Raw genomic sequence first — 24342 nt, forward strand, 5'->3', positions numbered from 1 at the left:
CCCAAATCATGAAGCACCAACGTTTCCTGTTGATCTGTCTGGCGCCGCTGGTCGTGCTGACCGCGGCGTTCTTCGTGCTGCCGATGGCGCGGCTGGTGGTGGTCGGCGCCGAGGGGCCGCAAGGGCCGGCCGGTTATCTTGCGATCCTGCTGGAGCCGCGCTACCGCGCGACGCTGATCAACACCGTGCTGCTCGCCGCCGCCACCACGGTCGCGACGCTGATCATCGCCACCATCGCCGGGCTGTTCCTGCAGCGGCACCGGTTTGCCGGCCGCGCGGTGCTGATCGCGATGCTGACGTTCCCGCTGGCATTCCCCGGCGTGGTGATCGGCTTTCTGATCATCCTGCTCGCCGGACGGCAGGGCGTGATCGGCGATCTGACCCGGCTCGCCACTGGCACCAAGGTGGTGTTCGCCTATTCCATCTGGGGGCTGTTCCTCGGCTATTTGTATTTCTCGATCCCGCGGGTGATCCTCACCATCATGGCGGCGGTGCAGAAGCTCGATCCGGGGCTCGAAGAGGCCGCGCGCTCGCTCGGTGCCAGCCCGTGGGCTGTGCAGCGTGACGTGGTGCTCCCGGCGCTGGTGCCGGCGTTCGTTGCTTCCGGCGCGATCGCATTTGCGACCGCGATGGGCGCGTTCGGCACCGCCTTCACGCTCGCTACCAATATCGATGTGCTGCCGATGCTGATCTACACCGAGTTCACGCTGGCGGCGAACTTCGCCACCGCGGCGTCGTTGTCGGTCGGCCTCGGCCTGATTTCCTGGGTGATGCTGGCGTTGGCGCGGTCGTTGACCGGCGGCACCGTGGCGGCGACGGGCTAGGCGATGCGCGACCGCCTGATCTTTGCCGGACAATTGCTGTTCACGCTGCTGGTCGCCGCGTTCCTGGTGGTTCCCGCGCTGCTATCGATCGCAGCGGGTGTCACGGCGAACTACTTCCGCGGCATTTCATCCGGCGTCACTCTGCAATGGGTGGTGCAGGTATGGACGCTGTATGCCGACAGCATCGTGTTGTCCTTCGTGATCGCACTGGCGACGCTGGCCGTGACGCTGGTCGTCGGGGTGCCGGCCGCCTACGCGCTGCATATCCGCGGTGGAGCCTGGTCGCGGCTGATCGAAGAGGTAATCACGCTGCCGCTGGCGATCCCGGGCCTGGCAATCGCGCTGGCGCTGCTGCTGACCTATGGCGGCTTCGGGGAGTTCCGCCGGTCCTGGCTGTTTATTCTGGTCGGCCATGTGGTGTTTACCATGCCGTTTATGGTGCGATCGGTGATGGCGGTGTTCGCCACCATCGACATCCGAACCCTCGACGAGGGCGCGGCCTCGCTCGGCGCATCGCCGGCGCGGCGGTTCGTCGATGTCATCGTGCCGAATGCGATGCCGGGCATTCTGGCCGGCGCCCTGATGGTGGTGACGCTGTCGCTCGGCGAGTTCAATCTCACCTGGATGCTGCACACGCCGCTGACCAAGACATTGCCGGTCGGCCTCGCCGACAGCTACGCGTCGATGCGGCTCGAAGTCGCCTCGGCCTACACGCTGATCTTCTTCATCATGATCGTCCCCTTGCTGGTGGCGATGCAATTGCTCGCGGAGCGGGAGCCGAAACGATGACGGCGGATGACGGACACGGTGTGGCGGTCGAGGTCGCGGCCTGCGGCAAGACCTTTGCGGACGGCACCCGCGCGCTGGAGCCGGCAAGCCTCAGCATCGCGCGCGGCGAAACGCTGGTGCTGCTCGGTCCGTCCGGCTGCGGCAAGACCACGATGCTGCGGATCATCGCCGGGCTGGAGAGCCCGGATGCCGGCGGGCGAGTCTTGTTTGACGGCGTAGATGTGACCTCGGTGCCGATCGAGAAGCGTAATGTCGGCATGGTGTTTCAGTCCTACGCGCTGTTTCCCAACATGACAGTGGCCGACAACATCGGCTACGGGCTCAAGATCCGCGGCGTCGCCAAAGCGGAGCGCGCCGCGCGGATCGCCGAACTGGTGGCGCTGACCAACATCGCCGGGCTTGACCATCGGCGGATCGATCAGCTCTCTGGCGGCCAGCGTCAGCGCGTCGCTCTCGCCCGCGCCGTGGCGATCCGTCCCGCGGTGCTGCTGCTCGACGAACCGCTTACCGCACTCGATGCGGCCCTCCGTGAGCGGCTGCGCGGCGAGCTCGACCGGTTGCTGCGCTCGCTCGGCATCACCACGATCTACGTCACCCACGATCAGGCGGAGGCGATGGCGCTCGGTGACCGCATCGTGGTGATGAGCAAGGGCGCGATCGCACAGGTGGGCACGCCGCGCGAGATCTATTTCCGCCCGGCCACTCGGTTTGTTGCCGAGTTCGTCGGCGCCGCCAACATCATCGAGGCCGAGATCGCCGATGGTGCGCTGCGATTGCCGGGCGGACACTGGCGCATCGCGGGCAGCAATAGCCACAGCCGCGCGGTCGCGATGATCCGCCCGGAGACGATCCGGATTGCGGCACCTGAGGCCGCGACGCTGCAGGGCGTCGTCGACAGCGTCAGTTTCGTCGGTGACCGCCAGCGCGTCGTGGTGTCCGGCGCTGCCACGCGGCCGCTGGCGATCGACGCGCCGAACGCGCTGCCGATCCGGGGCGGCGATCGCATCGGCCTCGTGGCCGATCCCGAAGCCATCCGGCTGCTGCCCGAGCACCTGTGACGAACCAGAATGAGAGATCCGACCATGCCGCCGAAGCCGATTCTGATCGCCCAGATTTCAGACCTGCATATCAAGGCGCCCGGCGAACTCGCCTACGGCAAGGTCGACACCGCGGCGGCGCTGACCCGCTGCGTCGCAGCGCTGAACGCGCTGACGCCGCGGCCCGACCTGGTGGTGATCTCCGGCGATCTGGTCGACACCCCGAGCGCTGAGGAATACGCGCATCTCGAACGGCTATTGGCGCCGCTGCAGATTCCGTTCGTTGCCGTACCGGGCAATCACGATTCCCGCGACCTGATGCGCACCGCGTTCGCGCAGCCAACGTTCCCGGCCGAGGGACCGCTCAATCAGCTCTATCCCGTCGACGGGATCGATATCGTGCTGCTCGACTCCAATGTTCACGGCCAGCCGCATGGCGAGCTCGATGCCGGGACGTTGCAGTGGCTCGAGGCGGTGCTGTCGTCGTCGGATCACCGGCCGGCCTTGCTGTTCCTGCATCATCCGCCATTCGCCACCGGCATCTGGCACATGGATCGCCAGAACCTTCGCAACGCCGCGGAGTTCGCGACCCTCGTCGAGCGCTATCCGTGGGTGCGGCTGGTCGCTGCGGGCCACGTGCACCGCCCAACGGTGATCGGCTTTGCCGGGACTGTCGCGACGATCTGTCCGGCCCCCAATCATGCGGTGGCGCTGGATCTCGGCGAACAGCTCGCGCCCTCGTTTTGCGTCGAACCGCCGGCGTTTCATCTGCACGCCTGGTTCGCCGAGCGCGGCGAACTCGTCACGCATCAGGTCCCGATCGGAGCGTTCGACGGCCCGCATCCGTTCTTCGGCGCGGATGGCAAGCTGCTGTGAAGGCGTAGGAACCTGCGGCATTAACGACGCTGCGGGAATTAGGAACAATTTTACCGAGGGAAACCTCTCAGGCCCGGAACGATCAAGAGGCTTAGCCCTTGATGATCGGTCGGGACGGTAGAGGGATGACTGAGGTGAGCAGGAGACCTGTTGTGCTGGTGGTCGAAGACGAACCGCTCCTGCGCATGAACGCCGTCGATATGATCGAGACGGCTGGATTCCAGGTGCTGGAGGCCGGATCGGCCGACGATGCCATCGCGATTCTCGAGAAGCGCGACGATATCCGCGTGGTGTTCACCGACATCCAGATTCCGGGCTCGATGGATGGCTTGAAGCTGGCGCGCGCCGTGCGCGGCCGATGGCCGCCGATCAAGATCGTCGCCACCTCGGGACGGGTGCATGTGACTGCGGACGATCTGCCGGATGGCGGCCGGTTTGTACCAAAGCCGTACACTCCCGAGCAGATTACCGGATTGCTGCGAGAAATGTTGGCCTGAACCGGGATCGGGCCACGATGGCACTTGCCCGTGCGCTTTCCAAAATTTAATCGTATCGTTCTAGAAATAGGTCTTTTCGAGCTATCCTCCCGTCCCAGCTAAAGAATAAGGGAGGACGGACTAGGATATCATGAAACGGCCACTGATCATCTTCTGCCTGCTGAGCGTGGTCGCCGCCGCGGCGTACTTTTCATTCAGCCACTGGGCGATCAGGCACGAGACGCTGACCTTCTTCGATGAAGCGCGCGGCCGTCCTGTCGCGATTGATCTTGCAGTGCGGCGAGACGCCGAAATGAAGGCTGAGGCCGGAATGGTCACGCTGCCGGTCGCGGTGGTCAGCCACGGCAACACCGTCAAGAACACCGAATATTCGTTCCTGGCCAACGTGCTCGCCGCGCGCGGCTATCTAGTCGCCAGCATCCAGCACGATCTCCCCGACGACAAGCCGCTGATGACGGTGGCCGGCTCGCTCTATGTCGGGCGCCTGGCGGTGTACGAGCGCGGCGAGCAGAACATCTTCTTCGCCCTCAAGGAGCTGAAGAGGCTCGAGCCCAACGCCGACTACGATCATCTCACCTTGGTCGGCCATTCCAATGGCGGCGACATCTCGATGTTCTTCGCCCAGCAGCACCCCGAAATGGTGCGGCGCGTGGTGACGCTGGACAATTTGCGGGTGCCGTTCGTGACCTCCGGCTTCGCCAAGATCCTGTCGTTCCGGTCCAAGGATCCGCAGTTCAAGACCGACCCCGGCGTGTTGCCCGATGCCAAGACCGCCAAGGAGGCCGGCATCGAAATCATCGACACCGGCGCCCAGCACACCGAGATGAGCGACCGCGGCCCGGACAGCGTCAAGGCGCGGATTCAGTCGACGCTCGATAAATTCCTGTCCGACGAGGGCAGCAGCAAGTTGCAGCCGCTCGACGTGCAGAAGGACATCAAGCGGATGTACAACGATCCGCGGGCGATGGGGCCGTAGCGCATTGAGCTGGCGTGTCGGATCAGCGCCGGGCCAACAAATGAAAAGGGCCTCGCGCCGCCGACGCGGCCGAGACCCTTCCAGAATACTGTTACTGCGCGCGAATTAGCGCCAGAACAGCGCCAGCAGAATGATGATCGGCAGCGGGATCCCGATCAGCCACATCAAAGCGCCTTTTCCGAAAGTCATGTCTCATCCTCCAGTGATCCAACCTGGGCGATAACCGTGTCACTCGCGAACTGTTCCGCGCTGGCGCCTTGGTTCGAACAACTCATCCGGATGCCGTCTTGACGGCCGACCCGCGGCGGGCGAGGGATCGGACCTGATCTGAAGTCATGGAGTGCAAGATGGCTGCGAAGGTGAGCCCGCTGGCGGGCAAGACCGTCGATCCCAACAGTCTGGTCAACGTCCCGCGGCTGGTGACGGCGTATTTCGCCGGCAAGCCGGACCCCGCGGTGGCGACCGAGCGGGTGGCGTTCGGCACCTCCGGGCATCGCGGTTCGTCGCTCAACAATGCCTTCAATGAGAACCACATCGTGGCGGTGAGCCAGGCGGTGTGTGATCATCGCCGCGCCGCTGGCATTACCGGTCCGCTGTATATCGGCATCGACACCCATGCGCTGGCCGAGCCGGCGCTGGTCAGCGCGCTCGAAGTATTCGCCGCCAACGAGATCGACGTCGTAATCGACGACCGCGGTGGTTACACGCCGACCCCGGTGATCTCGCACGCGATCCTCACCCACAATCGCGGTCGCACCGACGGCCTCGCCGACGGCGTCGTGGTCACGCCGTCGCACAATCCGCCCGAGGACGGCGGCTTCAAGTACAATCCGCCGAACGGCGGTCCGGCCGACACCGACATCACCTCGGCGGTCGAGAAGGCCGCCAATGCGATGCTCGAGAACGGGCTGAAGGGCGTCAAGCGGATCTCCTACGATCGTGCCCGCAAGGCGGCTTGCGTGCATCGCCGCGACTACATCACGCCTTATGTCGAAGACCTCGCCAATGTGGTCGACATGGAGGCGATCCGGTCGAGCGGAGTGAAGCTCGGCATCGATCCGCTCGGCGGCGCGGCGGTGCATTACTGGCAGCCGATCATCGAGCGCTACAAGCTCGACGCCAAGGTGGTCAGTGACGCGGTCGATCCGACCTTCCGCTTCATGACCGCGGATTGGGACGGCAAGGTGCGGATGGACTGCTCGTCGCCTTACGCGATGGCGCGCCTGATCGGGATGCGCAACGACTTCGACGTCGCGTTCGCCAACGACACCGACGCCGACCGCCACGGCATCGTCACCCGCTCCAGCGGGTTGATGAATCCGAACCACTACCTGTCGGTCGCGATCGCGTATCTATTCGCGCACCGGCCGCATTGGGGCCGCGACGCCGCGATCGGCAAGACCGCGGTGTCGAGCGCGATGATTGATCGCGTCGCCGCCAAGATCGGCCGCAAGGTGGTCGAGACTCCGGTCGGCTTCAAATGGTTCGTCGACGGGCTGATCGGCGGCAGCTTCGGCTTCGCCGGCGAGGAGAGCGCCGGCGCTTCGTTCCTGCGCCGCGACGGCAGCGTCTGGACCACCGATAAGGACGGCATCATCCTTGGCCTGCTTGCGGCGGAGATCACAGCGGTGAGCAAGGCCGACCCGGGCGAATTGTACCAGCGCCTCACCGCAGAACTCGGCGCGCCGTTCTATGCGCGGATCGATGCGGCGGCGTCGCCGGCCCAGAAGGCGCTGTTCAAGACCCTGACCGCCGAGAAGCTCGGCATCACCCAGCTGGCCGGCGAGCCGGTCACGGCGACACTGACCAAGGCGCCCGGCAACGGCCAATCGATCGGCGGCGTCAAGGTTACCACCGCCAACGGCTGGTTCGCGGCGCGTCCGTCTGGCACTGAAGACGTCTACAAGATCTACGCCGAGAGCTTTGTCAGCGCCGATCACCTCAGCAAGATCCAGCACGAAGCCCAGGCCGCCCTCAGCGCAATGTTCGCCGCAGGTTGACGCGCGACAACGTTGGAACCGGCAAGCCGGGCGATGACCTAGTCGAACGCAGAGCTTCGTCATTGCGAGGAGCGAAGCGACGAAGCAATCCAGGAGTTCGCGACTGACGCCTCTGGATTGCTTCGCTTCGCTCGCAATGACCGACTCTTCTGCCTCGGGATCGGGTTGGAAGGTTCCTTATGTCCGGCTGGACTGAATTCGTCGCCGCCTTCGCCGTGTTCCTGCTCAGCCACGCGATTCCGGCGCGGCCGGCGGTGCGGACGAGGCTGGTCGGTGCGCTCGGCGAGCGCGGCTTCCTGATCGCCTACAGCATCGAGTCGTTGGTCGTGCTGACCTGGCTGATCGTCGCCACCGAGCGGGCGCCGTTCGTCGAGGTGTGGCCGTTCGAGACCTGGCAGATGTGGGTGCCGAACCTGGCGCTGCCGCTCGCCTGCCAGTTTGCGGCGTTTGGCATTGGCGCCGCCAATCCGCTGTCGTTCGGCGGCGATCCGCGCAAACCGTTCGATCCGCAACACCCGGGCGTCGTCGGCATCGTCCGGCATCCGCTGTTGTGGGCGATCGGCCTGTGGGCCGGCGCGCATGTCGTGCCGAATGGTGACCTCGCGCATGTGCTGCTGTTCGGCTTCTTCGCGATGATCGCGCTGGTCGGCATGATGATCATCGACCGTCGCAAGCGCCGCCAGCTCGGTGCCGAGCGTTGGGCGGAACTTGCGGCGCGCACCTCGTTCTGGCCGTTCGCGGCGCTGATCAGCGGCCGCTTCAAGCCGCAGCGCTGGCGGATCAGCCCGCTGCGGTTCGGCATCGGGATCGCGGCGTGGCTGTTGCTGCTCCTGCTGCATCCGTTGGTGATCGGCGTCTCGCCGCTGCCCTAACCGCCAGTCTCAGCGGTCATTGCTTCGTCGGCTACATCTCCGCGCCATGCGGACGATGCTGTTCCCTGCAAATCGTTCGCGAGTTTGTGCTGGCACAACCAGCGCTGGACGCCGCGCTCCTACACAGGATGAACCGGCAGATGTACCGCCGGTGTCAGTTCCGGTGGACCGCGATGAGCAGCACGACGATCGAATCTTCCGCAGCCGGCCCCGCCAAGCGCAAGCCGGTGCCGCGCTATCCGTTGCAGAGCCGCTTGACTATCCTGTCGGCCGGCTTCCGCCCGTTCTTCCTGCTCGGCGCGATCTTCGCTGCGGTCGCGGTGCTGCTGTGGCTGCCGGTGTATCACGGCGAGCTGACGCTGCAGACCGCGTTCGCGCCGCGCGATTGGCACGTCCACGAGATGCTGTACGGTTATCTGCCGGCGGTGATCACCGGATTCCTGCTCACCGCGATCCCGAATTGGACCGGACGCCTGCCGCTGCAGGGGGCGCCGCTGGCGACGCTGGCGGTGGTGTGGCTCGCCGGACGGCTGGCGGTGACGTTCTCTGCCGACACCGGCTGGCTCGCCGCGCTGCTGATCGATGCCTGCTTCCTGCTGCTGGTGGCGCTTGCGGCGCTGCGCGAGATCATCGCCGGGCGGAACTGGCGTAACCTCAACGTCGTCGCGCTGCTGACGCTGCTGCTAGTCGGCAACGTCGCATTCCATCTCGAAGCGCATTTCGGCGGCACTGCCGACTACAGCATCCGGATCGGCATCGCGGTGGTGATCATGCTGATCTCGTTGATCGGCGGCCGTATCACGCCGAGCTTCACCCGCAACTGGCTGGTGCGCGCAAATCCCGGCCGGCTGCCGCAGCCGTTCAACAAGCTCGACATGGTGATCGTCGCGTTCAGCGGCCTGACGCTGATGCTGTGGGTCGCGATGCCGTTCAGCCCGATCAGCGGTTCGGCCTTGCTGATCGCCGGCGTGCTGCATCTGGTCCGGCTGGCGCGCTGGGCCGGCGACCGCACCGTCAAGGAGAAGCTGCTGCTGGTGCTGCACGTCGGCTATTTGTTCATCCCGCTTGGCTTCCTGCTGACCTCGGCGGCGGCGTTCGGGCTGATCCCGGTCAGCGCAGGCATCCACGCCTGGATGGTCGGCGGCGCCGGCGTGATGACGCTGGCGGTGATGACCCGCGCATCGCTTGGTCACACCGGCCAGCAGCTCACCGCCTCGCTGCCGACGCAGGGGATCTATCTGGCTGCCCTGTTCGCCGTCACCGCGCGGATCGCGGCGGCGCTACTACCGGCCTGGAGCGATCCGCTGCTGCATCTGGCCGCGCTCGGCTGGGCCACCGCCTTCCTCGGCTTCGCGCTGAGCTATGGCCCGACGCTGCTCGCCCGCGGCAAGCCGCACTGATCCGCCCGACCCCTCACTCACTCCAACCAGGATAAAGCCATGACCGAAGCCGCCACCACGACCGAACGCGTGCTCGATGTCCGCGAGATCCCGCCTTATCAGCGCCACGAGATCATCCCACGGTTGTTCGATCATCTGGCCCCCGGACAGGCGATGCAGATCGTGGTCGACCACGATCCGCGGCCGCTCCGCCAGTTCTTCGCGTCAGTCCACGGCGACGATTGCCAGTGGACCTATCTGGAGCAGGGACCGGAGGTGTGGCGCGTGCAACTCCGCCGCGCCGCGTAGCACTCAACGTGCGCCGAACCGGGCGATGTCCTCGTCCGAATAGCCGGCCTGCTGCAGCACCGCCTTGGTGTGCTCGCCGAGCCGCGCCACCCGCGGGTTCGGCGACGGATTGGCAGACGACATCCTGAATGGCAGGTTGAGCACCTTGAAGCTGCCGGCATCGTCGTAAACTTCGGCGAGCGCCTTGCGGTGTTCAGTTTGCGGATCGGCCATCGCCTCGGCAACGGTGCGATAGGCCGAGCAGGGCACGCCGAACTTGTCGAGCGCGGCAAGGCATTGCTTCGACGTCAGCTTGCTCGACCAGCTCGTCTCGACCGTGTCCATCAACTCGCCCCAGTTGAGGCGGCGGTCGGCGTACTTCTCGAACCGTGGATCTGTGATCAGGTCGGGGCGCTCGGCCGCCAGCATGAAGCTGCGGAACGACTTCTCGCTGGCGACGGCGATCATCACATAGCCGTCGGAGGTTTCGACCGGGCCGAATTGCGGCCGCGCCGGCAGCGTCACCGGAAACTGCGACCACTGCATCTCGTTCAGCGTCAGCGTCAGCATCGCCTCCAGCATCGACACGTCGATGTGCTGGCCCTCGCCGGTGCGGACGCGCTGATACAGCGCCGAGGTAATCGCCCCATAGGCGTAGATCCCGCTGACGACGTCGGCGAGATAGATGCCGCAATAATCCGGGCGGTCGCGGCCGGGCTGATAGGCGAGATGCGCGAGGTCGAAGCCGGATGCGGCATGGATCGCCGGCGCGTAGGCGGGCAGTTCCGCGGAAGGCCCGGTCTGGCCGTAGCCGGAGATCGAGCAGTAGATCAGCTCGGGATTGAAGCCGCGCAGCGACGCGTAGTCCATCTGCAGCCGCTGCATCACGCCGGGGCGGAAGTTCTCGACCAGGATGTCGGCGCCGGCGACCAGCCGCTGCACCGCTTCGAGACCGTCGGGCGATTTCAGATCGAGCACGATGCTCTTCTTACCGACGTTGAGCTGGCCGAACGCGGTGCTGCAGGATTCGCGCACCGGCGGCCGGTTGCGCATGGTGTCGCCGTCCGTGGCTTCGATCTTGATCACCTCGGCGCCCATGTCGGACAGCATCCGGGTGCAGTGCGGGCCGGCGATGGTGGTGGAGAAATCGAGCACGCGGAGCCCCTCGAGGGCCTTGGCGTTGGCGGAGGTGGCCAGCGGTTTCTGCGTCCGCGTTTCGACGGTCATTTGGTCTCCCCTGATCCTTCCCGTTCTAGGCGCGACGCGTACAGTGCCAGCGCCCGCGGGAAGTTGCTTGCTCAATGAACAGCAAGGCTAGCGGGTCGATCGAACAGGATCAACGGGGCGAAATGGGACGGACGCTATGGGTCCGACAGCCAGCCCATGCTGAGCGCGAACCGCACCACCTCGACGCGGTTGTGGAAGCCGAGCTTGGCCATGCCGCGCGCCTTGTAGGTTTCGACACTCTTGGCGCCGATCTGCAGCTTGGCGGCGATGGTCTTGTTGCTGTGGCCGATCGCGGCGAGCCGCAGCACCTCGATCTCGCGGGTCGACAGTTCCGACACCGCGTTGTGCTCGTCGCCATTGTGCAGATGCGGCGTCGTGCGTCCGATCGCACGGCCGGCAATCGCCGGATCGAGATAGATGCCGCCGCTGCCGACCGCATGGATGCCGCGGATCAGTTCGTCGGTGGCGGAGCGCTTCAGCACGTAGCCGGCGACGCCGAGGTCGAGCAGCTGGCGCAAGTAGGCGCCGTCTTCATGCACGGTCAGCACCAGCACGCGGCAGTCCGGACACGCGGCGAGGAACTTGCGCGCCACCTCGATGCCGTTGAGGCCGGGCATCGACAGATCGAGCACGGCGACGTCCGGCTTCAATTCCGTGGCGCGGCGGAGCGCGTTCGGGCCATCACTGGCCTCGCCGACCACTTCGAGTCCGGGATCGCCTGCCACCAGCGCCTTCATGCCGCTGAGCACCACCGGGTGATCGTCGGCGATAAACACGCGCAGTCGGGAAGGGGATTGCTGGTCCATCGCGGTTGCTTTCATCTGGTCACAGCGGAATGCGCGCGTACAGCGCAGTGCCCTTGCCGGGCGCGGATTCGATTTCGAGCGAGCCGCCGACCAACGTCAGCCGCTCACGGATGCCGAGCAGGCCCAGCCGTCCGGACGGCTGCTTGTGGCCGGCGGTGACGAAGCCGCAGCCGTCGTCCTCAACGATCATCGTCACCTGGTCGTCGCCGAGCTGCAGGATGACGCTGACGTGGCGGGCAGAGGCATGGCGCACGACGTTGGTGAGCGCTTCCTGCAGCACGCGGTACAGCGTGGTCTCGACCGGCGACGGCAGCCGGCGCGAGCCGAGGGTCATGTGCAGGTCGAACTCGATGCTCGACTTCTCGCTCCAGGAGTCGAGCAGGTTCTGGATCGCGGTCTGGATGCCGAGGTCGTCGAGCGCGGTGGGGCGGATTTCCCAGGCGAGGCGATTGGCCTGGCGGCCGACATCGGCGGTCAGGCTCTTCATCTCGGCGATGCGCTGCTGCAATTCGGGATTGTCGCCGGCGGCCTGGCCGAGTTTGTCGAAGCCGAGCTGTAACAGCGTCAGCGACTGCCCCAGCGTGTCGTGCAGTTCGCGAGCGATCCGCAGCCGTTCGGCTTCCTGATCTTCGACTGTCCTGCGCAGCACCTTGGAGAGGTCCGCCTCGACCAGCACCCGCCGCCGCTTCTCTTCCTGCAGCGTCTGGGCGACGTCCTTGGAGCGGCTCAGGCCGAGCTCGACCTGGCGCATCAGCTGTTCCTGAAGCAACTGCGCCGAGCGCCGCTCGCGGGCGATGCCGTCGATCCGGCGCAGCACGACGTCGAGCAGCGACTCGCGGAGGCGGTGCGCCGCATCGATTTCGGCGTCGAGCCACGGCTCGCCGTGCAGCCGCACCGACTCTTGCCAACTCGACGCGCAGCCTTTGGGAGTTCGGCTGCCGTCGGCACCGACGCCGACAGGCTTGTTGGGCATGCCGGCCCAGGTGACGACGCGAACTACTTCGGGGCGGAACCACAGCACGTAATTGTGCGGCGTATTGGACAGCGACAGCGCCAAAAGCCCGCTGGCGCAGCCGGCGAACGCCTTGGCGGGCGGATAGGCCAGCGCCAGGCAGTCGGTGTGATAGACGCCGTCGTGCGCAACGCCGTGCAGCCATCCCATCATCGCGGCGACCTGCGCAGGACCCGGTGTCGCGCCGATCCCGGTGAACTGGCCGTCGATCCACAGGCCGACGCCGGCAGCCGGAATGAAGTCGAGCAGGTTCGGATAGAACCGGATCAGCCCTTCGGCGAGATCCGACTCCTGACTCATCCGCGTGACAAGCTCTTCGTGGATGCGCGTGCTGCGCAGCCGCGCGGCGAGCTGGTCGGCGGCGAGCCGCGCCTCGAGCTGCAGCGACGCCATTTCGGCGAACAGCGCACAGGCTTCTCGCATCCGGTAGGGCAGAAACCGTGGGGTACCGTGATGACAGACGATCAGGCCCCACACTTCGCCTTCGACCACCAGCGACAGCGAGAGCGACGCGGCGACGCCGAGCTGGGCCAGATACAGCCGGTGCTCGGGGGAGCAACTGCGGATCGCGCTGAACGAGAGATCAAGTGGGGTGCCGCTGCGCGGACTGTGCGCCGGCACCAGCGGTGCAGCGGGCGCGTGAACGTCGGGCTGCACCCGAATCCGGCTGGTAGGCCCCGGCCGATGTGGAATGTCCGGCTGCGGATCGCGCAGGCCGAGGAACGGGCTGGCATCGGGATCGCGCGCTTCGGCGATCACGTCGGCGCTGCCTGCCGGCGCGAAGCGGTACACCATCACCCGGTCGAAGCCGGTCACGTTGCGCAGCTCAGCGGCCATCGAGTCGAAGAAGGCTTGCAGGTTCGGCGCCGGCCGGACCCGCCGGATCATCGACTGCACCAACGCGAGCGAATTCTCCGGCGCGGGTTCGCGCCGCGGATCGAGCTCAACGACCAGCAGCCCCGAGGCGTGGTGGACGATGACGTCGATCGGCGTTGCGTCCGGCGCGCTCAGCGTAAAGACGTGCTGCGGCCGCTCGATCGCTCGCTCTGCAGCGGCAAGCGTCTGCAGCCGGGCGATCTGGTCGGACGAGAACACGCTCGAAGCAGCGGTGCCCGGCAACAGATCCGCGGCCGCGCCGAGCAGCGATGCGGTCGCGCCGGCGGCGTGGATGATGGTCAAATCCGCCGGAGCCAGCGCCAGCAGTGCGGCGTGGGGCTGAATCGCACCGGGCAGGACCTCTGTACGCGTCCCACCGGCGAGGGTGATCGGGTCGAAGTCCGAGACCCTGAACCCGGCAGAATTGTCAAGGCCAGAGTACATCACAATCTACTCAATTTTCCGTGTCCGGGACTCGTCGGACCGGTTTGAGGATGTCCGGTATGACACGGACAGTCGTCAGTGTCATGTTAAATTGACAAAGATGTGTGTCAGGATAGTCTTACAATCACTCGGATGTGATCAGGGCGTGAGTCCTCGTCATCCGAGGGCTGGAAGCATCCACACCGGTCCGCTCCAACGCGAGGCGACTCGTCGTTGTCCAGAGGGCGGGTGCAGGAGCGAACAGGGAATGCTGAGACCAAGCGAACAAATGTTCGGCGTAGCAGCAATCAACCTACGTGCAGGTTCAGCACGACACTGATCGTAAGTCTCTCAGGAGGATTTACTATGGCAGACGATCCCAACAAGGTCTGGCCGACCGGTCTGACGATCGCGGAATCGGAAGAGCTCCACAAGCATGTGATCGACGGCACGCGCATTTTCGGCGCGATCGCCATCGTCGCTCACTTCCTGGCGTATGTTTATTCGCCCTGGCTGCACTAAGGAGTACGTAAGATGAATCAAGGTCGTATTTGGACTGTTGTGAAGCCGACCGTTGGTCTTCCGCTCCTGCTCGGCAGCGTGACCGTGATCGCGATCCTGGTGCACTTTGCTGTTCTCAGCAACACCACCTGGTTCTCGAAGTACTGGAACGGCAAGGCCGCGGCGATCGAGAGCTCGGTCTCCATCGGCTAATTCAGCTTCTTTCGAAGCTGTTGTGGCTGGACCGGGATCCAAGGGTCCCGGTCGCTTGCTTTGTAGCCGGAGCGGGGTGCGGACATTTGATCTGCCGCAGTTCATCTTTGGTCGCAAAGTGGTGCTGTTCGATCGGACACCGGCGGATCTGACCGCCGGGCTCACGCAAGCTGGAATCGCTGCACGATGAACACAGTCAGCCAAAAGATGATGAAAGTCTGGTCCTCGCTTGGGCCGCGCTTTCTGCCTTTCGCGGATGCGGCCACGCCGGATCTGCCTCTATCCCGGTTGCTGCGCCTGTCGCTATTTCAGGTCGCAGTCGGCATGTCGCTGGTGCTGCTGGTCGGCACCCTGAACCGGGTGATGATCGTCGAACTCAACGTGCCGGCCTCGATCGTCGGCGTGATGGTTTCGCTGCCTTTGATCTTTGCGCCGTTTCGGGCGCTGATCGGCTTCAAATCCGACGTTCATAAATCTGCGCTGGGCTGGCGCCGCGTGCCGTTCCTGTACAAGGGCACGATGGTGCAGTTCGGCGGCCTTGCCATTCTGCCGTTCGCGCTGCTGGTTCTGTCCGGCGGCGGCGACTCGGCGCAGGCCCCCGTCTGGGTTGGACAGGTTGCAGCCGCCGCGGCATTTCTGCTGATCGGTGCCGGCGTGCACACCACCCAGACCGTCGGCCTCGCACTTGCGACCGACCTGTCGCCGCCTGAGTCGCGGCCGAAGGTGGTCGGCCTGATGTACACCATGCTGATGTTCGGCATGATCGCGAGCGCGATCGTCTTCGGTGTGCTGCTCGCCGAATTTTCGCCCGGGCGCCTCATTCAGGTGATCCAGGGATCCGCCGTCGTCACCATCGTGCTCAACGGCATCGCGTCCTGGAAGATGGAAGCGCGCCGCCGCGACAACCCCAATCTGGTGACCGCGCATCCTGAGGCGCCGAGCGGTGGCTTCCGCGAGTCGTGGGACGCTTTCATTCAAGGTCCGAACGCGATGCGCCGGCTGATCGCCGTCGGCTTCGGTACCATGGCGTTCAGCATGGAAGACGTGCTGCTCGAACCTTATGGCGGCCAGATCCTGCATCTGAGCGTCGGCGACACCACCAAGCTCACCGCAGCGCTGGCGGTTGGTGGTCTGTTCGGCTTCGGCTACGCCTCGCGCGTGTTGAGCCGCGGTGCTGATCCGTTCCGGATGGCGAGCTTCGGCGCGCTGGTCGGTATTCCGGCATTCCTTGCGGTGATCTTCTCGGCCGATCTGTCGTCGAGCACGGCCTCTGCGCTGGTGTTCGGCTTCGGTACGCTGATGATCGGCTTCGGTGCCGGTCTGTTCGGCCACGGCACGCTGACCGCGACGATGAATGCTGCGCCGAAGGATCAAGTCGGTCTTGCACTGGGCGCCTGGGGCGCTGTGCAGGCTTCGGCCGCCGGTATTGCTATCGCGCTCGGTGGTATTCTTCGCGACGTGGTAACCGCTTATGCGCCGCACGGTTGGGGCGGCGCCGCAGCGGGTTATCACTTTGTCTATTACCTCGAACTAGTGTTGCTCATTGCCACGCTGGTGACGATGTTCCCTCTGACACGGCGGCGGGAGCCGATTCTGATGCAGGGCCAGTTGCGCGGGTCCTGAGAGTGAGACGGAGTAGCTATGACCCACATCATCACCCGCTTGTATGACTCGAGCAGCCGCCTGTCGGCACTCGAGAGCGATTTGAAGAGCAATTCCTTCAAATACGCGGTGGTCACGGCCGGCCGTTCGTCCACCGAAGAAACTGCTGCCGCGCTTCTCAAGGCCGGCGTGTCGCGCGCGGAAGCCGCGACCTATGCCGACTATCTCAAGAAGGGTGGCGTCGTCGTCGCGGCGCAGGCCGAGTTCGGCTACGGCGCGAAACTGACCAAGATTCTCGACGGCTACGGGCCGAACCCGATCAGCCTGAAGTCGTCGTCCTCGTCGCGTGCCGCCGAACAGAGCGATGCCGCGCCGTTCTCGAATTTGATCCACGCGCCGGTGCTGCTCGAGACCTCCGGCCCGTACAAATCCTATTCCGGTGACTTGCTGCTGGTCGACAGCGACAAGACCTTCTCTGGTACGCCGCTGGTTATCAGCAGCGATGGCCCGTATCAGTCGTTCTCCGGAACACCGTTGTTGCTCGACAGCAGCGGCCCATACAAGTCCTTCTCAGGGACTCCTCTGTTGCTGGACACCAGCGGTCCGTACAAGTCGTACTCGGGCGAGCCGCTGTTGATCAACAACTCCACACCCTTCTCCTCCTGGCTGGGCCTGCCAGTGCTACTCTAAGTAAAGGAATCGACCATGAGCGAAGAATACAAAGGACACTCTGGACATCCGCTGATCCTCAAGCAGGAAGGCGAATACAAGAGCTATTCCGGTGAGCCGCTGATCCTGAAGCAGGAAGGCGAGTACAAGGGTTATTCCGGTACTCCGCTGATCCTCGAGCAGAAGGGCGAGTATCAGAGCTTCTCCGGCACCCCGCTGATCCTGAAGCAGGAAGGCGAATACCGGGGCTTCTCCGGCGCGCCGCTGATCCTGAAGCAGGAAGGCGAGTACAAGTCGTTCTCCGGCTATCCGCTGCTGCTCAACATCTGAGCCAGCCGGCCCTACAGGTCCCATGACGCCGCGGGCAGCAATGTCCGCGGCGCCGTGCTTTTGGGTCGCAAGAAAATGCTGGGCAAACGCGCGCCCAGCGGTCAATCTGTTTCCAACGACACAAAAAAAGTCGAGGAAACATGACCCACTCTGCTTCCGCTGCGTCCAGCAGCGCCGCGGCGTCCGCGCCGTTCAGCGGCCCCGCTCTCCATCCCGATTGCGAACATGTCGACGTGCTGATCGTCGGCGCCGGAATTTCCGGCATTGGCGCCGCCTACCACCTGACGACGCAGTGTCCCGGTACCCGCTTCGCCGTGCTCGAAGCCCAGGACGGCTTCGGCGGTACCTGGCGAACCCACCGCTATCCCGGCATTCGCTCCGACAGCGACCTCTACACCTTCGGCTATCGCTTCAAGCCATGGACCGGAAAGCCGATCGCGACGGCTGCTGAAATCCGCGACTATCTCGGCGAGGTGATCGCCGAGCACGATCTCGACCGCCACATCCGCTACCGCCACCGCATCGTTTCGGCGAACTGGTCGAACGAGGATGCGAGCTGGACGATCGAGGCGCTGCGCGGCGAGGGCGGCGAGACCGTGCGCTTCACCGCCAACTTCCTCTGGATGTGCCAGGGCTACTACCGCCACAGTGAAGGCTATACCCCGGAATGGCCGGGCATGGCCGAGTTCAAGGGGCGGATCGTCCACCCGCAGACCTGGCCGGACGATCTCGACGTTGCCGGCAAGCGGGTGATCGTGATCGGGTCGGGCGCAACGGCTGCGACGCTGGTGCCGTCGATCGCCCCCAAGGCTGAGCACGTGACCGTCCTGCAGCGCTCGCCGACCTATTTCATTCCCGGCCGCAACAAGATCGAGATCGCCGACACGCTGCGCGAGCTCGGAATCTCCGAAGATTGGATTCACGAGATCGTCCGCCGCAAGATCCTGTTCGATCAGGCGACCTTCACCCGCCGCTCGATGAGCGAGCCCGAGGTGGTGAAGCAGGAATTGCTCGCCGGCGTTCGCGCCCATCTCGGCCCGGATGCCAATCTCGATCCGCACTTCACGCCGACCTATCGACCGTGGCGGCAGCGCATCGCCTTCGTTCCCGATGGCGATCTGTTCAAGGCGATTGCATCCGGCAAGGCTTCGGTGGTCACCGACGAGATCGACCGCTTCACCGAGCAAGGTATCCGGCTGAAGTCCGGCGAGACGCTTGAGGCCGACATCGTCGTCACCGCGACCGGCTTCAATCTCAACGTGCTCGGCGACATCGCATTCTCGATCGACGGCAAGCCGCTCGACTTCGCCGAGACCGTGACCTATCGCGGCATGATGTTCACTGGCGTACCGAATATGGCCTGGGTGTTCGGCTATTTCCGCGCCAGCTGGACTCTGCGCGCCGATCTGGTCGCCGACTTTGTCTGCCGTCTGCTCAGCCACATGAAGCAGAACGGCCATCGCAGCGTGGTGCCGGCGCTGCGCCCGGAAGACCGCGACATGGCGCTATTGCCATGGATCGACCCGGAGAACTTCAATCCCGGTTACCTGATGCGCGGGATGCACTTACTGCCCAAGCGCGGCGACAAGCCAGAGTGGCAGCACAGCCAAGACTATTGGACCGAGAAAGATCAGTTCCCCGCGATCGATCTCGACGATCCGGCGTTCGTTTACGGCAGCTGATCTGCCGCAGGGTCGCCTGCCGGCTCCGTGTAAGCGGGCCGGCAGGTCTCCGTCTTTAACTTTCGATTAACTCAGTTCGGTGGAACGCGGCGCCTCTTATCACTTCGTAGTTTTCCGATTCACACAGCCGTGAGGCGGCGAAAGCGCAGCGAGTTCATGCGGTTCCGTACCGTGTGACATTGCGCCGCCGCCGCACGATGTTGTGCCGCACAATTCCGCGATTAATTTCCATTCATCAAGCGTGTCCACGATCGCGTTGCTGCGATCGCAAGCCGGCGGTCGGCTGCGCATGACGAGGCGTCGGTGCCTCGCGGATGACACGAGACGGATTGAAGAGGTTATTTTGATGCGGGGATGGACCAAGCTGGGTTGGACGGCCGTTGCGCTCGCCGTCTTGGCGCCGGCGCTTGCCGGGTGCAAGGAACCGTCCGCCGCGAACGCTTCTGCGGCGGAGAAGCCCGAAGTCAGCATCGTCACCGTGAAGCCGCAGCCGCGCTCGATTGTGCGCGAACTGCCGGGGCGGATTGCGCCGATTCGTGTTGCCGACGTGCGGCCGCGCGTCTCCGGCATCATTCTGCGCCGGACGTTCCAGCAGGGCAGCGAGGTCAACGCCGGCGATCCGTTGTATCAGATCGATCCGCGCCCATTCGAAGTCGAGCTGCAGGCTGCCGAAGCTGCGCTCGCCAAGGCCACCGCCGCCCGCGATCAGGCCGACATGCACGCCAAGCGCGTCTCGATGCTGGCGAGCGAGCAGGCGGCGTCGCGTGCCGCCAACGAAGTTGCGACTACCAATCTGCGCCAAGCAGCGGCTGAAGTCGCAGTACGCGAGGCGGAAGTCGCGCGCGCCAAGCTCAATCTGGAATACGCCACCATCCGCGCGCCGATCAGCGGCCGGATCGGTGCGGCGCTGGTCAGCGAAGGCGCTCTCGTGGTGCAAAACGACGCCACCAGCCTCGCGACCATTCAGCAGCTCGACCACGTCTATGCCGACTTCACCCAGCCGGTCTCCGAGATGGCGCGGCTGCGCCGCGCGTTCGACTCCGGCGAGCTCGATCAGATCGCCGCCGATGCGGTGCGCGCTCACCTCGTGCTCGACGACGGCACGCACTATCCGGTGCACGGCAAACTGCTGTTCTCGGACGCCAAGGTCGACGCCTACACCGGCCAGGTGACGCTGCGCGCCGAGTTCGACAATCCGAAGCGCGAGCTGCTGCCGGGCATGTATGTCCGGGTGCGGATCGAGCAGGGCATCGACGCCGACGCCCTCGCGGTGCCGGAGCAGGCGGTCCAGCGCAACAGCGGCGGCGGCAGCGAAGTGTTCGTCGTCAAGGACGACAACCGCGTCGCCGTACAGGCGGTGCGGGTCGGCGCCCAGCAGGACGGCCATTATCTGGTGCTCGACGGCTTGAAGCCGGGCGAGCGGGTGGTGGTCGAAGGCTTCCAGAAATTCGCTGCGGGTGACACCGTGGTGCCGGTGAGCGTCAGTGATCGCCGGTCGGCGGCTGCCGCGCCGACCACCACGGGTTCGGCGAACGCGGTGCGATAGGCGCCGCCCGATGCCCGCATTTTTCATCGACAGGCCGATCTTCGCCTGGGTGATCGCGCTGTTCATCTGCTTGATCGGCGCGATCTCGATTCCGTTTCTTCCGGTCGCGCAATATCCGATCATCGCGCCGCCTTCGATCTCGGTGTCGACGCAATATCCCGGCGCCTCGCCGGAGAACTTGTACAACAGCGTCACCCGGCTGATCGAAGAAGAGCTGAACGGCGCCAACGGCATTCTGAACTTCGAATCGACCTCCGACTCGCTCGGCCAGGTCGAAATCATCGCCAACTTCGAGCCGGGCACCGACACCGAAATGGCGTCGGTGAACGTGCAGAACCGCATCAAGCGCATCGAGGCGCGTCTGCCGCGCGCGGTGCTGCAGCAGGGCATCCTGGTCGAGGAAGCTTCCAGCGCGGTGCTGCAGATCATCACGCTGACGTCGACCGACGGATCGCTCGACGAAGTCGGCCTCGGCGACTTCATGATCCGCAACGTGCTCGGTGAGATCCGGCGTATCCCCGGCGTCGGCCGTGCGACGCTGTATTCGACCGAGCGTGCGCTCCGCATCTGGATCGATCCGGCCAAGCTGATCGGCTATAACCTCACCGCCGACGACGTCACCAAGGCGATCGAGGCGCAGAATGCCCAGGTCGCCTCCGGCAGCATCGGCGCCGAGCCGACCCCGAAAGGCCAGAAGATCTCTGCCCTGGTGCTGGTCAAGGGCCAGCTGTCCTCGGCCGACGAATTCGGTGCTGTGGTGCTGCGCGCCAACTCCGACGGTTCGACGGTGCGATTGCGCGACGTGGCGCGGATCGAGATCGGCGGCTTCAGCTACCAGTTCAACACCCGCCTCAACGGCAAGCCGACCGCAGGTCTGTCGGTGCTGATGTCGCCGACCGGCAACGCGCTCGCCACCGCCAGCGCGGTCGAAGCCAAGATGAAGGAGCTGTCGCGCTTCTTCCCGGCCAACATCAAATACGAGATCCCCTACAACATCACCCCGGTGGTCGAGGCCTCGATCACCAAGGTGCTGCACACGCTGGTCGAAGCGGTGGTGCTGGTGTTCGTGGTGATGTTCCTGTTCCTGCAGAACATCCGCTACACCATCATCCCGACCATCGTGGTGCCGGTGGCGCTGCTCGGCACCTGCGCGTCGCTGCTGCTGTTCGGCTATTCGATCAACATGCTGTCGATGTTCGGCATGGTGCTGGCGATCGGCATTCTGGTCGACGACGCGATCGTGGTGGTCGAGAACGTCGAGCGCATCATGTCCGAGGAAGGCCTGCCGCCGAAGGAGGCGACCCGCAAGGCGATGTCGCAGATCACCTCGGCGATCATCGGCATCACCCTGGTGCTGATCGCGGTGTTCCTGCCGATGGCGTTCTTCCCCGGCTCGGTCGGCATCATCTATCGGCAGTTCTCGGTCACGATGGTGTCGGCGATCGCGTTCTCGGCGCTGATGGCGCTATCGCTGACGCCGGCGCTGTGCGCCACGCTGCTGAAGCCGGTCAACAAGGGCCACGCCCACGCCGAGCGCGGCGTGTTCGGCTGGTTCAACCGCACGCTCGACAATATCCGCGAGCGTTATTCCAGCATTGTGCGCTGGAATCTCGGCCGCACCGGCCGGCTGATGGTGATCTACGCGGTGCTGGTCGCCGTGCTCGGTTGGGGCATGGCGCGGATGCCCGGCGGCTTCTTGCCGATCGACGACCAGGGCTTCGTCACCGTTGACGTGCAGACGCCGTCGGATTCCTCCTACAACCGCACCTACGACGTCGTGAAGCAGGTCGAGGATTATCTGCTCAAGCGCGACGGCGTCCAGAACGTTACCTTCCTCACCGGCTTCAGCTTCCTCGGTCAGGGCATGAACGCCGCGCAGGCGTTCGTCACGCTGAAGGATTGGGGCGAGCGCGACGAGAACTCCTCCGCCGCAGCGATCGTCGACGATGCCAACCGCAAGCTCGGTGGCATTCGCGACGCCCGAATCTCGGCTCTGCAGCCGCCGCCGGTCGACAACCTCGGCAACTCGTCGGGCTTCAGCTTCCGATTGCAGGACCGCGGCCAGAAGGGCTACGAGGCGCTGGTCAAGGCCAGCGAGCAGCTGATTGCCGCCGCCAACGCCAGCCCAGTGCTGCAGAAGGTCTATGTCGAAGGCTTGCCGCCGGCGCCGGTGCTCAACTTGATGATCGACCGCGAGAAGGCCGGCGCATTCGGCGTCACCTTCGAGGACATCAACACCACGATCTCGACCAATCTCGGTTCGGCCTACATCAACGACTTCCCCAATCGCGGCCGCATGCAGCGCGTGATCGTGCAGGCCGACGCGGAAGGGCGGATGAACGCCGACGACATCCTGTCCTACACGGTCAAGAACAGCCGCGGCCAGCTGGTGCCGTTCTCGTCCTTCGCCACGGTGGAATGGGCCAAGGGCCCGACCCAGATCGTCGGCTTCAACTACTATCCGGCCATCCGCATCAGCGGCGAGGCGCGGCCGGGCTTCACCTCGGGTGACGCGATCGCCGAGATGGAGCGCCTCGCCGATCAGTTGCCGCGCGGCTTCGGCTACGATTGGACCGGCCAGTCGCTGCAGGAAAAGCTGTCGGGCTCGCAGGCGCCGATCATCCTGGCGCTGTCGGCGCTGGTGGTGTTCCTGGTGCTGGCCGCGCTTTATGAAAGCTGGACGATTCCGCTGTCGGTGCTGCTGACGGTGCCGCTCGGCATCGCCGGTGCGGTGGTTGCGGCGACGACGCGTTCGCTGCCGAACGACGTGTACTTCACCGTCGGCCTGATCACGATCATCGGTCTCGCCGCCAAGGACGCAATTCTGATCGTCGAGTTCGCCAAGGACCTGCGCAAGGAAGGCAAGACGCTGCGCGAGGCGACCATGGAAGCGTGCCATCTGCGCTTCCGGCCGATCCTGATGACCGGTCTGGCGTTCTGTTCGGGCGTGTTGCCGATGGTGATCGCGAGCGGCGCCGGCGGCAAAAGCCAGCAGGCGCTCGGCACCGGCGTGATGGGCGGCATGATCGCGGTCGTGGTGCTGGCGCTGCTATTTGTTCCGGTGTTCTTCGTCGTGGTGCAGCGGCTATTCGCCCGCGATCGCTCCGACGATCCTGTCGGGGAAACCCTGACGCATCAGGTTCCGATGCACGCGCAACTGCCGCACGATCAAGCTTAAATCGAAATTGCGAGCGTTATCCGCTCCGCGATTCCCGCGGGCGGAAAGCCGGAACCAATCGAATTATCTCCAGTTGTTGGTCGACAGGTGAACAACTCGTCTCGTCGACAGACAACTGGAGGAATTCATGAACGGAGACCAACCGATTAGCTGGCTGATGTTCTTCACGCTCGCTGCAGGCGTGGTGATCGTCGGCCTCGCTTTCATCAACTTCATTCGCTCGCGCTCCAACCGCGCGATCGCGGCCGATACGCTGGAAGGCAGCACCTCCGCCCGCGGCGCGGCGCCCGATGGCGCTCTGCCCGAACTCGCCGGCATCGCGGTGTTCGCGTTCATCGCGATGGGCCTGCTGGCGTTCGGCGCCACCTACAAGGGCGGTGAGCGCGACACCGCGCAGGTCAGCGGCCCGGCGTCCGAGTCGGGTGCCACCGGCACCACCGGCATGGCTCAACCGAAGGGCGTGCAGAACGATCCGAAGCGCTATCAGCCGCACAACCCGGGCACCGACACCCGCGTCGCCCCGACCGCGTCCGACACCGGCGTCGGCAACTCGCCGGGCTCGACCGGCACGGTGACCAAGTAATTTCCGGCAGCGTGAGCTGGGTTAACAAGAAGGCCTCGGTCGAAAGACCGGGGCCTTTGTTTTGCCAGAGCGCTTCATCGTTCGATTGAAGCGGATTTGGCCCTTGAGGAGCCACATCGCCTGCGGCGCATGGTTGGAGACGGCGCTTCGCGCCTC

22 protein-coding genes are annotated in these 24342 nt (G+C 65.0%); 19 read left to right on the forward strand and 3 right to left on the reverse strand.

All coding sequences use genetic code 11. The features are described from left to right. Positions 1–8 precede the first annotated feature (8 nt). From LRC39_RS07350 to LRC39_RS07395, 10 genes are all read left to right on the forward strand, one after another. On the forward strand, positions 9–824 hold the full coding sequence (locus LRC39_RS07350; protein ID WP_346296815.1) for an ABC transporter permease: 816 nt from the start codon (positions 9–11) through the stop codon (positions 822–824). Positions 825–827: 3 nt separating this feature from the next. Beyond that, complete coding sequence (locus LRC39_RS07355; RefSeq protein ID WP_346296816.1) at positions 828–1613, forward strand: ABC transporter permease; 786 nt, start codon at positions 828–830, stop codon at positions 1611–1613. After that, a complete protein-coding gene (locus LRC39_RS07360) occupies positions 1610–2671 on the forward strand; it encodes an ABC transporter ATP-binding protein (RefSeq protein WP_346296817.1) in 1062 nt (353 codons plus the stop codon). Before LRC39_RS07355 ends, LRC39_RS07360 begins: the two co-directional genes overlap by 4 nt. Before the next feature lie 24 nt (positions 2672–2695). Continuing rightward, the gene (locus LRC39_RS07365) at positions 2696–3526 is read left to right on the forward strand and encodes a phosphodiesterase (RefSeq protein ID WP_346297480.1); all 831 of its coding nucleotides are present in this window, start codon (positions 2696–2698) and stop codon (positions 3524–3526) included. Between the two features lie 101 nt (positions 3527–3627). Continuing rightward, the gene (locus tag LRC39_RS07370) at positions 3628–4023 is read left to right on the forward strand and encodes a response regulator (RefSeq protein WP_264075930.1); all 396 of its coding nucleotides are present in this window, start codon (positions 3628–3630) and stop codon (positions 4021–4023) included. A 130-nt stretch (positions 4024–4153) separates the two neighbouring features. Next, on the forward strand, positions 4154–4999 hold the full coding sequence (locus LRC39_RS07375) for an alpha/beta fold hydrolase (RefSeq protein ID WP_107354719.1): 846 nt from the start codon (positions 4154–4156) through the stop codon (positions 4997–4999). Positions 5000–5346: 347 nt separating this feature from the next. Beyond that, positions 5347–6999, forward strand: a complete 1653-nt coding sequence (pgm, locus tag LRC39_RS07380; RefSeq protein ID WP_346296818.1) for a phosphoglucomutase (alpha-D-glucose-1,6-bisphosphate-dependent) — start codon at positions 5347–5349, stop codon at positions 6997–6999. Between the two features lie 179 nt (positions 7000–7178). After that, positions 7179–7871 (forward strand): NnrU family protein, encoded by a 693-nt coding sequence (locus LRC39_RS07385; RefSeq protein WP_346296819.1) that lies wholly within the window; start codon positions 7179–7181, stop codon positions 7869–7871. Between the two features lie 173 nt (positions 7872–8044). After that, complete coding sequence (locus tag LRC39_RS07390; protein WP_346296820.1) at positions 8045–9271, forward strand: NnrS family protein; 1227 nt, start codon at positions 8045–8047, stop codon at positions 9269–9271. Positions 9272–9310: 39 nt separating this feature from the next. Then, the gene (locus tag LRC39_RS07395) at positions 9311–9559 is read left to right on the forward strand and encodes a DUF2249 domain-containing protein (RefSeq protein ID WP_107343510.1); all 249 of its coding nucleotides are present in this window, start codon (positions 9311–9313) and stop codon (positions 9557–9559) included. A gap of 3 nt (positions 9560–9562) precedes the next feature. Here the strand turns inward: LRC39_RS07395 and LRC39_RS07400 are convergent, their stop codons facing one another. The 3 genes from LRC39_RS07400 to LRC39_RS07410 all read right to left on the reverse strand — a co-directional run bounded on the left by LRC39_RS07400 (position 9563) and on the right by LRC39_RS07410 (position 13903). Further along, on the reverse strand, positions 9563–10765 hold the full coding sequence (locus LRC39_RS07400; protein ID WP_346296821.1) for a CaiB/BaiF CoA transferase family protein: 1203 nt from the start codon (positions 10763–10765) through the stop codon (positions 9563–9565). A gap of 134 nt (positions 10766–10899) precedes the next feature. Then, positions 10900–11571 (reverse strand): response regulator transcription factor, encoded by a 672-nt coding sequence (locus LRC39_RS07405; protein ID WP_107346490.1) that lies wholly within the window; start codon positions 11569–11571, stop codon positions 10900–10902. Positions 11572–11590: 19 nt separating this feature from the next. After that, the gene (locus tag LRC39_RS07410; protein ID WP_346296822.1) at positions 11591–13903 is read right to left on the reverse strand and encodes a GAF domain-containing protein; all 2313 of its coding nucleotides are present in this window, start codon (positions 13901–13903) and stop codon (positions 11591–11593) included. A gap of 345 nt (positions 13904–14248) precedes the next feature. Between LRC39_RS07410 and pufB the strand changes: the two genes are divergently transcribed. The 9 genes from pufB (at position 14249) to LRC39_RS07455 (ending at position 24186) form a co-directional block, all read left to right on the forward strand. Beyond that, positions 14249–14404, forward strand: coding sequence for a light-harvesting antenna LH1, beta subunit (gene pufB, locus LRC39_RS07415; protein ID WP_011157052.1), 156 nt, complete (start codon positions 14249–14251; stop codon positions 14402–14404). Between the two features lie 12 nt (positions 14405–14416). Then, the gene (locus tag LRC39_RS07420) at positions 14417–14596 is read left to right on the forward strand and encodes a light-harvesting protein (RefSeq protein WP_011157053.1); all 180 of its coding nucleotides are present in this window, start codon (positions 14417–14419) and stop codon (positions 14594–14596) included. A gap of 186 nt (positions 14597–14782) precedes the next feature. After that, complete coding sequence (locus tag LRC39_RS07425) at positions 14783–16219, forward strand: PucC family protein (RefSeq protein WP_346296823.1); 1437 nt, start codon at positions 14783–14785, stop codon at positions 16217–16219. 18 nt (positions 16220–16237) lie between these two features. Further along, the gene (locus tag LRC39_RS07430; protein WP_164573230.1) at positions 16238–16888 is read left to right on the forward strand and encodes a hypothetical protein; all 651 of its coding nucleotides are present in this window, start codon (positions 16238–16240) and stop codon (positions 16886–16888) included. A gap of 15 nt (positions 16889–16903) precedes the next feature. Continuing rightward, entirely contained in the window at positions 16904–17197 is a 294-nt protein-coding gene (locus LRC39_RS07435) for a hypothetical protein (RefSeq protein ID WP_107343515.1), read from the forward strand. Between the two features lie 140 nt (positions 17198–17337). Then, positions 17338–18879, forward strand: a complete 1542-nt coding sequence (locus tag LRC39_RS07440) for a flavin-containing monooxygenase (RefSeq protein WP_346296824.1) — start codon at positions 17338–17340, stop codon at positions 18877–18879. 346 nt (positions 18880–19225) lie between these two features. Next, positions 19226–20425, forward strand: a complete 1200-nt coding sequence (locus LRC39_RS07445) for an efflux RND transporter periplasmic adaptor subunit (RefSeq protein WP_107354727.1) — start codon at positions 19226–19228, stop codon at positions 20423–20425. Between the two features lie 10 nt (positions 20426–20435). Continuing rightward, positions 20436–23603 (forward strand): multidrug efflux RND transporter permease subunit, encoded by a 3168-nt coding sequence (locus LRC39_RS07450; RefSeq protein WP_107354728.1) that lies wholly within the window; start codon positions 20436–20438, stop codon positions 23601–23603. Between the two features lie 127 nt (positions 23604–23730). After that, positions 23731–24186, forward strand: coding sequence for a hypothetical protein (locus tag LRC39_RS07455; protein ID WP_107343518.1), 456 nt, complete (start codon positions 23731–23733; stop codon positions 24184–24186). The last annotated feature ends 156 nt before the right edge of the window (positions 24187–24342 follow it).

The sequence above is a fragment of the Rhodopseudomonas sp. P1 genome (assembly GCF_039642825.1).
GTDB classification, from domain to species: Bacteria; Pseudomonadota; Alphaproteobacteria; order Rhizobiales; family Xanthobacteraceae; genus Rhodopseudomonas; species Rhodopseudomonas palustris_H.